Annotated in this window: 15 protein-coding genes and 1 pseudogene; 15 read left to right on the top strand and 1 reads right to left on the bottom strand. The window is 69.0% G+C overall.

Annotated elements, in window-relative coordinates:
- The 9 genes and pseudogenes from ACWELJ_RS29600 to ACWELJ_RS29560 all read left to right on the top strand — a co-directional run.
- Nucleotides 1–238: pseudogene (locus ACWELJ_RS29600) on the top strand (serine/threonine-protein kinase); the annotation flags it as partial.
- Between the two features lie 222 nt (nt 239–460).
- Nucleotides 461–1,435, top strand: coding sequence for an NADPH:quinone oxidoreductase family protein (locus ACWELJ_RS29595; RefSeq protein WP_452369400.1), 975 nt, complete (start codon nt 461–463; stop codon nt 1,433–1,435).
- A gap of 44 nt (nt 1,436–1,479) precedes the next feature.
- Nucleotides 1,480–2,592, top strand: coding sequence for a winged helix DNA-binding domain-containing protein (locus tag ACWELJ_RS29590; RefSeq protein WP_452369399.1), 1,113 nt, complete (start codon nt 1,480–1,482; stop codon nt 2,590–2,592).
- 154 nt (nt 2,593–2,746) lie between these two features.
- Nucleotides 2,747–4,087 (top strand): amidohydrolase family protein, encoded by a 1,341-nt coding sequence (locus ACWELJ_RS29585; protein ID WP_452369398.1) that lies wholly within the window; start codon nt 2,747–2,749, stop codon nt 4,085–4,087.
- 202 nt (nt 4,088–4,289) lie between these two features.
- Nucleotides 4,290–5,027, top strand: coding sequence for an ABC transporter ATP-binding protein (locus ACWELJ_RS29580; RefSeq protein ID WP_452369401.1), 738 nt, complete (start codon nt 4,290–4,292; stop codon nt 5,025–5,027).
- Nucleotides 5,027–5,902, top strand: coding sequence for an ABC transporter permease (locus ACWELJ_RS29575; RefSeq protein WP_452369397.1), 876 nt, complete (start codon nt 5,027–5,029; stop codon nt 5,900–5,902). The genes ACWELJ_RS29580 and ACWELJ_RS29575 overlap by 1 nt, the downstream gene beginning before the upstream one ends.
- A gap of 34 nt (nt 5,903–5,936) precedes the next feature.
- A complete protein-coding gene (locus ACWELJ_RS29570) occupies nt 5,937–7,100 on the top strand; it encodes an ABC transporter substrate-binding protein (protein WP_452369396.1) in 1,164 nt (387 codons plus the stop codon).
- 27 nt (nt 7,101–7,127) lie between these two features.
- Nucleotides 7,128–8,120, top strand: a complete 993-nt coding sequence (locus ACWELJ_RS29565) for an isopenicillin N synthase family dioxygenase (protein WP_452369395.1) — start codon at nt 7,128–7,130, stop codon at nt 8,118–8,120.
- Nucleotides 8,121–8,148: 28 nt separating this feature from the next.
- Nucleotides 8,149–8,793 carry a GntR family transcriptional regulator gene (locus ACWELJ_RS29560; RefSeq protein ID WP_452369394.1) on the top strand — a complete coding sequence of 215 codons (645 nt, stop codon included), beginning with the start codon at nt 8,149–8,151 and terminating at the stop codon, nt 8,791–8,793.
- Here ACWELJ_RS29560 and ACWELJ_RS29555 read toward each other — a convergent pair whose 3' ends face one another.
- Nucleotides 8,794–9,315 (bottom strand): Lrp/AsnC family transcriptional regulator, encoded by a 522-nt coding sequence (locus ACWELJ_RS29555; RefSeq protein ID WP_452369393.1) that lies wholly within the window; start codon nt 9,313–9,315, stop codon nt 8,794–8,796. It abuts the gene before it with no gap.
- 161 nt (nt 9,316–9,476) lie between these two features.
- Between ACWELJ_RS29555 and hppD the strand changes: the two genes are divergently transcribed.
- The 6 genes from hppD to ACWELJ_RS29525 form a co-directional block, all read left to right on the top strand.
- Complete coding sequence (hppD, locus tag ACWELJ_RS29550) at nt 9,477–10,682, top strand: 4-hydroxyphenylpyruvate dioxygenase (RefSeq protein ID WP_452369392.1); 1,206 nt, start codon at nt 9,477–9,479, stop codon at nt 10,680–10,682.
- A 69-nt stretch (nt 10,683–10,751) separates the two neighbouring features.
- Nucleotides 10,752–11,282 (top strand): DUF3558 domain-containing protein, encoded by a 531-nt coding sequence (locus ACWELJ_RS29545; RefSeq protein ID WP_452369391.1) that lies wholly within the window; start codon nt 10,752–10,754, stop codon nt 11,280–11,282.
- Nucleotides 11,283–11,293: 11 nt separating this feature from the next.
- Nucleotides 11,294–11,857 (top strand): DUF3558 domain-containing protein, encoded by a 564-nt coding sequence (locus tag ACWELJ_RS29540; RefSeq protein ID WP_452369390.1) that lies wholly within the window; start codon nt 11,294–11,296, stop codon nt 11,855–11,857.
- Nucleotides 11,858–12,135: 278 nt separating this feature from the next.
- Nucleotides 12,136–12,510 carry a 30S ribosomal protein S12 gene (rpsL, locus tag ACWELJ_RS29535; protein ID WP_014353064.1) on the top strand — a complete coding sequence of 125 codons (375 nt, stop codon included), beginning with the start codon at nt 12,136–12,138 and terminating at the stop codon, nt 12,508–12,510.
- Nucleotides 12,510–12,980, top strand: a complete 471-nt coding sequence (gene rpsG, locus ACWELJ_RS29530) for a 30S ribosomal protein S7 (protein ID WP_040813378.1) — start codon at nt 12,510–12,512, stop codon at nt 12,978–12,980. The genes rpsL and rpsG overlap by 1 nt, the downstream gene beginning before the upstream one ends.
- A gap of 178 nt (nt 12,981–13,158) precedes the next feature.
- Nucleotides 13,159–13,972: GTP-binding protein (locus ACWELJ_RS29525; protein WP_452369389.1), on the top strand; the 814-nt coding region annotated here is incomplete at its 3' end.

The raw sequence follows: 13,972 nt of genomic DNA, 5'->3' as shown, positions 1-13,972 counted from the left end.
CCGTTCGCGTCTGGTGGTGTGCCGAAGCGCTACCGGCCGCTACTACTACCAGGGCCTGCGCGTCAGCGACGGCGCGACCATCCAGATCAATGATCCGGTGCCCGACGGCAGTGGCGGCTTCACCGTCACCAACCCGACCGACGGCACCCAGTACCTGATCACCGCCTACAGCCTGATCATCACCAAGAATGGTCAGACCGTGGCCAACGAATCCATGAGCGAGTACGCGCACCGCTGAACGAACCGGATGCCGGAGTGCGCGGCGGCCGACGGCTTCCCACGGCCGGATGTATGGTGGCGTTGCTCGACGATGCGTGACGCGACGACAGATTCAGTGGCGATGGGGGTAACTCCCCGGGTACGCCCAGAATTCGGTTGCGCCTGACGCAGGTATGGACGCAGGACAGCCGACGGCTCTCAGCCGCCCGCTGAAGGTACGGAGAGGCGGTGGAGTTCGCTGATGCGCGCAGCCGTGGTGAGCAAGCTGGAAGGGCCGGAAGCGATCGAGGTGCTCGATATTCCGGAGCCGGCCGCCTACCCGGGCGGCGTCGTCATCGACGTGCACGCGGCCGGGATCGCGTTCCCCGACGTGCTCATGACCCGCGGGCTGTACCAGATGAAGCCGCCGCTGCCCTATGTCGTGGGCTGCGAGGTCGCGGGCATCGTGCGGGAGGCCCCGGACGGCTCGCACGTCGCGCCCGGGGATCGGGTGATCGCGCTGACCCTGCTCGGCAATGCCGCGGCCGAGGTCGCCATCGCCCCCAAAGACATGGTCTTCGAACTGCCCGACAATGTCTCGCTGGAATCCGGCGCGGGCATCCTGTTCAACGACCTGACCGTGCACTTCTGCCTGCGCAACCGCGGCCGGCTGGCCCCGGGCGAGACCGTGCTGGTGCACGGCGCGGCCGGCGGCATCGGCACCTCCACCCTGCGCATGGCGCAGGCGCTCGGCGCGGGCCGGGTCATCGCGGTCGTCAGCACCGAGGAGAAGGCCGAGGTCGCCCGCGCCAACGGGGCCACCGATGTCGTCCTCACCGACGGCTGGCTGGCCGCGGTCAAGGAACTCACCGGCGGCCGCGGCGTCGACATCGTGCTGGACCCGGTGGGCGGCGACCGCTTCACCGACAGCATCCGCTCGCTGGCCTCGGGCGGCCGCGTCCTGGTGGTCGGCTTCACCGCCGGCGACATCCCCACCGTGAAGGTGAATCGCCTGCTGCTCAAGAACGTCGAGGTGATCGGCGCGGCCTGGGGCGAATGGGTCATGACCCACCCGGGCTACCTGCGCGAACAGTGGGCCGAGGTGGCGCCGCTGCTCGCGAACGGCAAGATCACCCCGCCCGAGCCGCAGCTCTACACCCTCGCGCACACCGCCGAGGCGGTCTCCGCGCTGGACAAGCGCACCGCCACCGGCAAGGTCGTCGTCACCCTGCGCTGAGCGGGGCGGGCGCGACCGGTTCGGGTCGCGTAGCGTCACGAATCGTGAAGCTGTCCAACCGGGTTCTGAATCGCACCTTGCTCGAGCGCCAGCACCTGCTGGAGCGTTCCACGCTCGGTGCGCACGAGCTGTGCGATCACCTGGTCGGCCTGCAGGCGCAGGACATGCTGCCGCCGTTCGTCGCCTTGTGGAGCCGCACAGCCGATTTCGACCCCGGCACCGTGTCGCGGGGGCTGGACGACCGCTCCCTGGTCCGAATCACCTTGATGCGCGGCACCATTCACCTGGTCACCCCGCCGGACGCGCTGCGCATCGCCCCGCACATCCAGCCGGAGCTGGAGAAGATCCCGTTCCGCAAGGGCTTCAACTACGGGGCGCTGGTCGGCCTGGATGCGGAAGAGGTTCGCGCACAGGGGGAATCGGTGCTCGGCGACGAGCCGGCCCCCGCCGCCACCTTGCGCGAGTATGCCGCCGCGCGCTACCCGGACCGTGATCCGGGCGCGGTGGTCCAGGCCTGGCTGTATCAGCTCCCGGTTCTGCAGACCCCGCCGCGCGGCCGCTGGGGCGACAGTAGCCGCCCGGTCTGGTCCCGGGTCCAGCCCTGGCTCGGCGCGCCCTTGGACCCGGGCTATCCGCTGGGGGAACTGCTGCTGCGCTACCTGCGCGCCTTCGGCCCCGCCACCACCATGGACATGCAGACCTGGTCAAAACTCACCGGCATGAAATCGGCTGTTGCGAAACTGGGCGACCGCGTCCGCACCTACACCGACGAGCGCGGCCGTACCCTCTACGACGCCGCCGACGCCGTCCTCGCCGATCCGGACCTGCCCGCCCCCGTCCGGCTGCTCGGCTGGTACGACAATGCGATTCTCTCCCACCAGGATCGGAGCCGGATCGTCCCCGACGGCAATGCCCCGCCCCTGCGCGCCTTCGCCAATCAGGTCTCGCCGATCCTGGTGGACGGCTATCTGAGCGGCGTCTACAAGGTGTTCGCCAAGGGCGACCGGGCGGCGCTGCGAATCTGCCCGCACGCCACCTGGACCCGCGCCGAACGCGCCGCCGTCGAGGCGGAAGCCGCCGCCCTGCTGGCCTTTCTGGAACCGGCGCGCGCCGGCGTCGTCGAGATCCTCGAGCCCGGCGCGGATCTGCGGCCGTAGCCGTACGCGGGCTCCACCCCACCCACGCGAGGATTTACGCGCGGGAAACACCGGCTCGCTAGGCTGCCCGGCACGACGCTCATGGCTGCAACGGGCGACGGGCACCGCCGGGAACCGGTGGGCGAACCAGCCGCATTTCCGAGAGGAATGCCGCATGGTGCGCGCACAGCCCTGTTCCGTCGTCATCGGTGACGTCACCGCCTACACCGCCACCCCCGAAGGGCCGCGCTGGCTGCCGGGACAGGACGTGGTGGTCGTCGACGGCGTGATCACCGCCATCGGATCCGGCGCGGGCGCCGGACTCGAACTGCCCCGCGACGACGGCGCCGGTGGCCACCTGCTGCCGGGCTTCGTCAACACCCACACCCACCTGCAGCAGTCCGTCCTGCGCGGCGCGGGGGAGGGGCTGCCGCTGCTCGAATGGCTGCACCGGGTCGGCGAATCCACCGTCGCCGCCACCCCCGAGCAGACCTACGCGGCGGCGCTGGCCGGTGGCCTGGAACTGCTGCGCAGCGGTGTCACCACCGTCGTGGAGCACATGTGGCCGAACCCGTCGGAAGCCGTGCACGACGCGGCCCTGCGCGCCCTGGACGAGCTGGGGATCCGGGTCGTGTTCGGGCGCGGAATCGCCGATCGCGCCGACCCCACCCGCACATGGGGGATGGATCCCCGCCTGATGCAACCGCTTCCGGACGTCTTCGCGCATCTCGCGGATCTCGATGCGCGCCTGGCGGATTCCCGTATCACCACCGCGCTGGCGGTGCCGAACCCGCGCTGCCTCACCCCGGACGGCATGGCCGCGGTCGCCGAACACGCCGCGCGGCACGGCAAGACCATCTCCATCCACCTGCTGGAGACCATGACCGACGAGGACATGTGCCGACTGCACGCAGCCCGCTCGGCGGTGGACTACCTGGACGAAGGCGGACTGCTCGGGCCTCGGACGCTCGCCGTGCACTGCTGCGCACTCGACGCCCGCGGCCGCGAAACCCTCGCCGCGCGCGGGGTTTCGGTGTCCTACAACCCGCTCAGCAATATGCGCCTCGGCAGCGGGGTGGCGCCGGTGCCCGCCATGCTGGCGGCCGGCGTGCGGGTCGGACTGGGTGTGGACGGCGCGGCCAGCAACGACACCCAGGACATGCTGCTGGCCCTGCGCATGGGCGCTTACCTGCAGCGCGCCCACCACGAGCGCGCCGATCTGCTGCCCTTCGACGACATGCTGCGCCTGGCGACCCGGGGCGCCGCCCCCGCTCTCGGCCTGCCCGACGGCCCGACCGGCCTGGCCGTCGGCGACCGCGCCGACCTTACCCTCGTGCGCTTCGACCGCGACTTCGCCTGCCTGCCCGTGCGCGATCCGGGCGCGAGCCTGCTGACCACCGGATCCCCGCGCGTGGTCGACACCGTCTGGGTCGACGGCGACGCGGTGATCCGCGCCGGCCGCAGCTGCCGGATCGACGAGGCCGAGCTCGTGGAGCTCCTGAATGGCATGCGATAACAGTTAATCGACTCGAAACAAGCGCTTGGCTGCATGTAATCAAAGAGGTCGAAACTGGAAGGAAGCCAAACATTGCACGCAACATAGTGAGAAGGTGAGTGTGGTGGCTCCACGGGACAGAACACACGGCCGCGCGGCCCTCCGCCCCGGCGCGCCCGCCGGGAGCACGACTCCGGAGTTCGCCGCCGAACCCGGTCGGGCCATGGAGATCTCGTTCGCCGGCGTCGGGAAGCGGTTCGGCGGCAACGATTCCGGGAATGTCGTCGCACTCGACGGCATCGACCTGGACGTTCGACGCGGCGAATTCGTCGCCGTGGTCGGCCCCTCCGGCTGCGGCAAGTCCACCCTGCTGCGGCTGGCCGCCGGACTGGATCGGCCGACCTCGGGAACCGTCGCGGTGGGGACCGATTCGGTCGGCTTCATCTTCCAGGACGCCACCCTGCTGCCCTGGCGCAAGGTGCTGCGCAATGTGGAACTGTGCGCCGAGCTGCGCGGGATCGGCCGCACCGAGCGCCGGGCCCGCGCCACCCGCGCCCTGTCCGCGGTCGGTCTGGCCGACTTCGCGGGCACCCTGCCCGGCCGGCTTTCCGGCGGTATGCGCATGCGGGTCTCCCTCGCCCGCGCCCTGGCCCTCGAACCCGAACTCATGCTGCTCGACGAACCCTTCGGCGCGCTGGACGAGATCACCCGGCTCGGTATGCAGGAGGAACTCCTGCGCCTCTACCGCGACAACGCCTTCACCGCCCTGTTCATCACGCACTCGGTTTCCGAAGCCGTCTTCCTCGCCTCCCGCGTGGTGGTCATGTCCGCTCGCCCGGGCCGCGTCCACGAGGTCGTCGACATCGACCTCCCCTACCCCCGTACCCGCGACCTGCGTTACGAACCCGCCTTCACCGAGCTGGCCGCGCGCGTCTCGCGATCCTTGAAAGAAGCCTCCTGATGGCCGTGACAGCCCCCGCCCCAGCCGTTTTCGCCGCCGCATCCGACAGCCCGGCATCGGCGGCCGCCGACCCGGCGCCCCGGCGATCGCTCGTACCCCGGCCGCTGCGGCGGCTACTGGTCCCCGTGGTGTCGACCGGACTCGCGCTCGGGGCCTGGTATCTGGTGTCGCTCGTGCTGCTCTCGCCGGAACGCCGATTCCTGTTGCCGCCGCCGCATCGGGTGTTCGCCGAATCACTGTCCGACCCCGCGAAATCGGAAGTCATGCTGCGGGCGCTGGCGGTCACCGCGCGGATCGCGATGACCGGGCTGGCGCTGGCCGCCGTGCTCGGCATCGCGATCGGGGTGATCATGAGCCAGGCCAAGGTGATCGAGCGGGTGGTCTACCCGTATGCCGTGGTGCTGCAGGCGATTCCGGTGCTGGCCGTGGTGCCCTTGATCGGGCTCTGGTTCGGATACGGGCCGACCGCGCGGACCATCGTGTGCGTGCTCATCGCGGTCCATCCGATCATCGCCATGACCCTGTTCGGCATTCAGTCGGTGGACGCCAACCTGCGGGAACTGTTCGCCCTCGGACGCGCGAATCGGTTGCGCCGCCTGGTTTCCCTGGAACTGCCCGCCGCCCTGCCCTCCATCATGGCGAGTCTGCGCACCGCCGCCGGACTCTCGGTGACCGGCGCGGTCATCGGGGACATGTTCTCCGCCAAGGGACAGCCCGGCATCGGCACCTTGCTCGACACCTACCGCGCCCGGCTGCAATCCGAGGATCTGCTGGCCGCGCTGGTGCTCGCCGCCCTGTTCGGTGTCGCCGTCTTCACGCTGTTCACCGCGGCGCAGCGGCTCACCGTCGGCCGCTGGCACGCCTCCGGCCGCTGAGAACCCTTGTCCTCGAGCTCTTGTGGAGATAGAGATGCACAACCCCTTGCGACGGCTCGGCGTCGCCGCCCTCGCCGCCCTGTCGGTGGTCACCGCCGCCGCCTGTTCCGACAGCTCCTCCGACGCGCCCGCCGTGGCGCTGCCCGCCGCCCCGCCCGAACAGCAGCTCGCCGGGGTCTGCCCCGCCACCGTCGTGGTGCAGCTGCAGTGGGAACCCGAGACCGACTCCGGCCCGATCTTCGGCCTGCTCGGACCCGGCTACCGCGTCGACGCCGACAACAGCGCGGTCACCGGCCCGCTCGTGGTGGACGGCAAGGACACCGGGGTGAAACTCGAGATCCGCGCGGGCGGTCCCGCCATCGGCTTCCAGACCGTGCCCTCGCAGATGTACGTCGACCCCGCGGTCACGCTGGGCCTCACCCACTCCGAGCAGGCCATCGCCGCGGCCGCCACACAGCCGGTGGTGGCGGTCACCACGCTGCTGCGCAACAGCCCGCAGATGCTCATGTGGGATCCGAAGACCCACCCGGACTGGAAGGGCATCGCCGACATCGGGAAATCCGCTGCGCCCGTGGTGGTCTCGCAGGGGCAGCTGTACCCGGACTGGCTGGTGGATCGCGGTCTGCTGAAGGCCACGCAGATCGACGCCTCCTACGACAATTCCCCCTCCCGCTTCGTCGCCGACCCCACCTTCGCTCAGCAGGGCTTCGCCAACTCCGAGCCCTACGTCTACCAGCACGAGGTGCGGGCCTGGAACAAACCGGTCGCCTACCAACTGCTGCGCGACGTCGGCTACGAGGGCTACGCCCGCACCGTCACCGTCCGCGCCGACAAGCTGAACGAGCTGCGGCCCTGCCTGCGCCGGCTGGTGCCGATGATCCAAAGGGCCACCGCGCGATTCGAGGCCGACCCGCAGCACGTCGACGACGTCGTCGTCGACGTCGTCGCCAAGAGCCCCAAGTTCACGCCCTACAGCGCCGAACTGGCCGCGTTCGGCTCCCGCGTCCTCATCGACAACGGCCTGATCGGACCCGAAAGCGACGGTGTGATCGGCAGTTTCGACACCGCCCGCGTGCAGCGCGTCATCGACGCCTTCACCCCGATCCTGCGCCGGGGTGGCGCCGCCGTCCCCGCCGGCCTGACCGCCAACGACCTGGTCACCACCGAATTCATCGACAAGACCGTCACCGCCGGCTGACCACCGCCCGCAGACAAGGAAACCCCCATGACAACCGACTACGACCTCTCCGAGGTGGCCCGCGAACAGCGCATGGGCGGCCTCGGCTCGGAAACCGACACCCGCGACATCCGCGTCATCGATCTCACCGACTTCGAGGACCGCCGCGCCGAGATCACCGACCAGCTCTGGACCGCGGCCACCGAGATCGGCTTCTTCCAGCTCTCCGGTCACGGCATCCCGCAGTGGCAGATCGACGACGTCTTCGCCCGCACCGCGGACTTCTTCGCGCTACCGGAACCGGTGAAGGCGCGGTATCCGCTGGTCAAGGCGAACAACGTGGGCTGGGAGAGCCTCAGCCAGGTGCGGCCCTCCATCGGCGTCCCCGATCAGAAGGAGTCCTATCAGGTCACCCGCCCGCACATGGCCGGCCGGTGGCCCGCCGAGACCGAACTGCCCGGATTCACCGCCGCCGTCCTCGATTTCGAGCAGCGCTGCTGGAGCGTGGCCATGCGGGTGCTGTCCTGCTTCGCCGACCGCCTCGGCTTCCCGCGCGAGCACTTCACCGCCGCCCACGACCCGGCTTCCGCCGAATACCAGTCCACGCTGCGGCTGCTGCACTACTTCGCGGTCCCGGAGGAGCTGCGGGACGTGCCGGGTCGCTGGCGCGCCGGCGCGCACACCGACTTCGACTGCCTCACCCTGCTGTTCCAGCGCGACGGCCAGGGCGGACTGCAGGTCTGCCCCGGCAAGGAGATGGAGGATCAGCGCTGGACCTCCATCACCCCGTCGTCCGCCCTGATCACCTGCAATATCGGCGACATGCTCACCCGGTGGAGCGACGATCTGCTGCCGTCCAACTTCCACCGCGTGCGCGGCCCGGGCCCCGACGAGTACCAGGGCGACCGCTACAGCATCGCCTACTTCGCCCAGGCCGACCGCGACGCGATCATCCAGGGCCCGCGCGGCGTCTACCCGCCCGTCACCGCCGCCGACTTCCTCACCCAGCGCGTGCGGGCCAACTACCGGCCGCAGCGGTAGGTTTCGAACCGACACGAAGGGAATCCCGATGACCGAACCGGACGGCGAGCTGCTCGGCCCGACCGTGCACCGGCAGCTGCGACAGCTCGTCCTGTCCGGGGAGCTCGAGCCGGGCGCGCCGCTGAGCGTGCTCGCCCTCTCCGCCCGGCTCGGGGTGAGCCGCAGCCCCGTCCGGGAAGCCGTGCAGCAGCTCATCTCCGAGGGCCTGGCGGTGACCGTCCCGCACGCGGGCGCACGCGTCGCCGTCGTCGACGACGCGCGCATCCGCGACGTGCTCGCCGTGCGCGCGGTCCTCGACGGCCTCGCCGCCGCCTGCGCCGCCACCCGCCTCACCGAAGCCGACCTCGGCACACTCACGGACCTGCTGGCCACCCAGGAACGCCATCTGCGCGACAACACCGACCCGGCCCGTGACACCGCACTCGACCTGGAGTTCCACACCCGCATCCGCGACCGCGCCGGAAACCCCACCCTCGCGGCCGAGCTGGCGCGACTCGAGGCCCAGGCCCACCTCTACCGCGGCGACCTGTGGACGCATCCGCGCAACCGCAGCGCCGCGCTGCGCGAACACCGCCGCATCCTCGACGCCCTCGAATCCGGGCATCCCGGCGATGCCCGCGCCGCCGCCGAATCACACGTGTGCGGGCTCATCACCCGGCTGGACCGGCGCTGATCAGGAGGGTGTGGACCGGTACGCCGGAGCCTTGCTCGAACCGGCCGGGGTGAGCGTGCGCAGCAGCGGCAGCGCGCGGTGCGGCACCACCGTGGACAACACCACCACGCTGTGCGACCGCACCACCGAACTGGTCCGATCGATGCTCAGCAGCACCGCCTGCAGTCCGGCGTGCGAATCCGCGCCGATTCGGCACAGCACGTCGCCGGAGCCGGTGGTGGCGTAGGCCTCCAGCACACCGGGGATGGCCTCGAGGTCGACGGCCACCGCGTCCAGCGCGCCCTGCGCGATCTCCAGTGTCACGAAGGCCTGTACGTCGAAACCCGCTGCGGTGACGTCGATCTGCGGGTCGTAGGAGGAGATCACCCCCGCTTCCTCCATGCGCGCGATGCGGGACTGCACGGTGGCGCGGGCGACCCGGGTGCGGCGGGAGAGTTCGAGGATGCCCGCCTTCTGGTACTCGTGCATGGCGGTCAGGATGGCCAGGTCGAGTTCATCGAGCCGGGCGGGCGTGCGGGACATCGCGGAGCCTCCGCTCAGGATCGAGCGGAGCCTCCGCTCGTGCGTGCGCTGCTATTCAAATTGTCCAGCACCGGGCGGCAGATGGTGGTGCGATTCACCAGAGTGTTCAGTGAATTTCGGCGATATTGCCTAGTGGCGATCGGTGGGCTTTTGCTGATCACATGAGCATCGACGCAGGACACCAGCGCCCGCGGTCCGGCGACCTGCCCGGCGACGACGAACTGCGCCGCCTGGTCGGCCTGATCGACCACGACGCCGCCGCGGACCCGTTTCCCGTGCTGGGCTGGGACGCGCTGGTCTGGGTGGTCGGCAACGCCACCCAGACCGCGCACTATCTGCAGTCCGCCTTCGGCATGCGGTTGGAGGCCTACGCCGGGCCCGAGACCGGAAATCGTGACCACAAGGCGTTCGTGCTGCGCAGCGGCGGCGCCCGCTTCGTGGTCAAGGGCGCGGTGGATCCGGCCAGTCCGCTTGTCGCGCACCATGATCGGCACGGGGACGGGGTGGTGGACATCGCGCTCGAGGTGCCGGACGTGGACCGCTGCATCCGCCGCGCCCGCGCGCAGGGCGCCACCGTCCTGGTCGAACCGCACGACGAGGGCGACGAATACGGCATCGTGCGCTCCGCCGCCATCGCCACCTACGGCGACACCCGGCACACCCTGATCGACCGCTCCCGCTACTACGGTCCCTACCTGCCGGGCTATCAGCCCCGCCGCTCCGCCTACGCCCCGCGCCCCGGGCAGCCCACGCGCATCTTCCAGGCCATCGACCACGTGGTCGGCAATGTGGAACTCGGGCGCATGGACCAGTGGGTCGAGTTCTACCGGCGCGTCATGGGATTCGAGAACATGGCCGAATTCGTCGGGGACGACATCGCCACCGAGTACTCGGCGCTGATGAGCAAGGTCGTGGCGAACGGCAACCATCGGGTCAAGTTCCCGCTCAACGAACCCGCCCCGAGCCGCAAGCGCTCCCAGATCGACGAGTACCTCGAGTTCTATCGCGGCCCCGGCGTCCAGCACATCGCGCTGGCCACCGGCGACATCCTCACCGCGGTCGACATACTGCGCCGCGAGGGCATCGAATTCCTCGACACCCCCGACAGCTACTACGAGGATCCGGAACTGCGCGCCCGCATCGGCCACGTCCGGGTCCCGGTCGCCGAACTCCAGCGCCGCGGCATCCTGGTCGACCGCGACGAGGACGGCTACCTGCTGCAGATCTTCTGCAAGCCCGTCACCGACCGCCCGACCGTGTTCTTCGAGCTCATCGAACGCCACGGCTCCCTCGGTTTCGGGAAAGGAAACTTCAAGGCGCTGTTCCAGGCGATAGAGCGTGAACAGGAAGCGCGCGGAAACCTCTGAACAGCAAAGCAACACGACCGCAAACCCTGACGACGAGCCTGATCCGGCAAAACCAGTAGAGTTCAGGCCATGCGAATGGCGTCAGCGATCGTCGCGGGGTCGGTCCTCGCTCTGGTGCTGTCGGCGTGCGGGGGGACCAAGGATTCCGAGGACGCTCCGGGGTTGCGCCCGCCGCCGAAGGTGGCGACGCTCGGACCGTTCGTGGGGGAGTGCGGTCACCTCACCGACGACGAGGTCCGGGATCTGGGCGGGCTCGGAACCCTCACCAATGTCTTCAAGAATTCGACCGGCTGCAATTGGCAGGCCGGCGGAATCAGTTCCTCCAGCGTGACTTTCGCCTCCTATCGGGGCAGCCCCATCGACCGCGAGAAAGCATGGGTGGCCAGCGTCGGCCGCACGCCCGACACCATCGAGGTCGGCGGGCGGAAGGGCTTCCAGGCCCTGGACCCCTCCAACGCGGTCTGCGATCTCGCGGTGCAGCTCGACGACGACTTCTTCGAATGGTCCATCTCCTACGGCGCGTTCAGCAGCGGCAATCTCGGCAACCCCTGCGACCGCACCCGCAAAATGGCCGAACTGACCGTGCAGCGGCTCGGATGAGGGGAACCGTCATGTCGCGCCGCAGCAAGCTGGCCGTCGCCGTGTCCGTGCTCACCCTGACCGCGGCCCTGGCCGGCTGCGGCAAGACGGTGCCGGGCACCGCGCTGCCCGCGGGCGGTACCACCGGCACCGGCGGCGCGCCCCGCATCAACACCAACTTCGACAAGCTGCTGCGCGAATGCCAGGTGGTCGCAGTCGACGACATCGGCAAGGCGGTCGGCGACAACATGTATGTGGAGCCGTCGTTCAACGGCGCGGTCTGCATGTGGAATCTGACCGGCGGCGCCGCGGGCAGCGGCATGGTCACGCTCAGCTGGTACGAGCTCGGCTCGCTGGCCAATGAGAAGGCCAACAACGACCGCCTGAAGTATGTGACCAACGACATAACCGTGCAGGGCCGGCGCTCGCTGGAGACGCACCGCCCGAACGATCCGGACTCGTGTGGCGTGAGCGCTCCGGCCGCCGATACCGGCATCGTCGGCTGGTGGGTCAACTACCGCAACGGATCTCGGCACGCGGACCCCTGTGAAGCCGCTCGCAAGCTGGTGGAGTTGACGTTGAACCTGGCTCGATAAGGGCTCTACCAGCCCCGGCGGAGGGACCCTCTTTTGCCCCGGATAGAGCCCACGGGTATCGTGGACCGCTGTGCCCGGAAGCATTCGGGCAAGTTGATGCGCAGTACGTAGGCCAGCGAGAGCGGCTGACCTTTTCAGCGTGCCTTGAAAAGGGCTCCGAGCTGCGTACGACACGCCCGACCCCGTGGCGACGAAATGCCGCGGGAACTGGGCGGAAAGCTCGAATGACAAAGACATGAAGTTCCAGACACCTGGTTACTAATAAGGAAAGCCGGTCTATGCCAACCATCAACCAGCTGGTCCGCAAGGGTCGCCGCGACAAGGTCGCCAAGACCAAGACTGCGGCCCTCAAGGGGAGCCCGCAGCGTCGTGGCGTGTGCACCCGCGTGTACACCACGACCCCGAAGAAGCCGAACTCCGCGCTGCGTAAGGTCGCGCGTGTTCGCCTGACCAGCGCGGTCGAGGTCACGGCTTACATCCCCGGTGAGGGTCACAACCTCCAGGAGCACTCGATGGTGCTCGTGCGTGGCGGTCGTGTGAAGGACCTCCCGGGTGTGCGCTACAAGATCATCCGCGGTTCGCTCGACACCCAGGGTGTCAAGAACCGCAAGCAGGCCCGCAGCCGCTACGGCGCCAAGAAGGAGAAGAGCTAATGCCGCGTAAGGGTCCCGCTCCCAAGCGTCCCCTGATCAACGACCCGGTCTACGGCTCGCCCCTGGTGACGCAGCTGGTCAACAAGATCCTGCTGGACGGCAAGAAGTCCACCGCCGAGCGCATCGTCTACGGCGCCCTCGAGCAGGCTCGCGAGAAGACCGGCACCGATCCGGTCGTGACCCTCAAGCGCGCGCTGGACAACGTCAAGCCCGCCCTCGAGGTCAAGCCCCGTCGTGTCGGTGGCGCCACCTACCAGGTGCCGGTCGAGGTCCGTCCGGGCCGCGCCAACACCCTGGCGCTGCGCTGGCTGGTCAACTACTCCCGCGCCCGTCGCGAGAAGACCATGGTCGAGCGTCTGGCCAACGAGCTGCTGGACGCCAGCAACGGTCTCGGCGCTTCGGTGAAGCGTCGTGAGGACACCCACAAGATGGCCGAGTCGAACCGGGCCTTCGCGCACTACCGCTGGTGACCTGTGGCCCGGCCCTCCGTTCGGAAGTGCCGGGAGACGAGTCACATGTCGGGCGCGACCGCCGAGCTGTTTCAAGCAAGGCACTGACGCGTCGCGCCCGACGTTGACACCGAGGGCCTCACGAACCCTGAGGCCTATCCCGTTGAATCCCAACTAGCTACGAGCGGGGAAGATTTCCGTGGCACAGGAAGTGCTCACCGACCTGAACAAGGTCCGCAACATCGGCATCATGGCCCACATCGATGCGGGCAAGACCACCACCACCGAACGCATCCTGTTCTACACCGGTATCACGTACAAGATCGGTGAAGTTCACGATGGCGCCGCCACCATGGACTGGATGGCGCAGGAGCAGGAACGCGGCATCACCATCACGTCCGCCGCGACGACCTGTTACTGGAACGACAACCAGATCAACATCATCGACACCCCCGGCCACGTCGACTTCACCGTCGAGGTGGAGCGTTCGCTGCGCGTGCTCGATGGCGCCGTCGCGGTGTTCGACGGCAAGGAAGGCGTCGAGCCGCAGTCCGAGCAGGTGTGGCGTCAGGCCGACAAGTACGACGTGCCGCGTATCTGCTTCGTCAACAAGATGGACAAGCTGGGCGCTGACTTCTACTTCACCGTTCAGACCATCAAGGACCGTCTGGGCGCGAAGCCGCTGGTCATCCAGCTGCCGATCGGCGCCGAGGACACCTTCGAGGGCATCGTCGACCTGGTCGAGATGAACGCCAAGGTCTGGAAGGGCGAGACCAAGCTCGGCGAGCAGTACGAGGTCGTCGAGATCCCGGCCGATCTCGCGGAGAAGGCCGAGCAGTACCGCCAGGAGCTGCTCGAGACCGTCGCCGAGTCCGATGAGGCCCTGCTGGAGAAGTTCTTCGGCGGCGAGGAGCTCTCGGTCGAGGAGATCAAGGGCGCCATCCGCAAGATGACCGTCAACTCCGAGCTCTACCCGGTGCTGTGCGGTTCCGCGTTCAAGAACAAGGGCGTGC

Source organism: Nocardia sp. NPDC004582, assembly GCF_053602115.1.
Note: the sequence above shows the minus strand (reverse complement) of the source record. Positions and strands in the feature narration are given on the sequence as shown.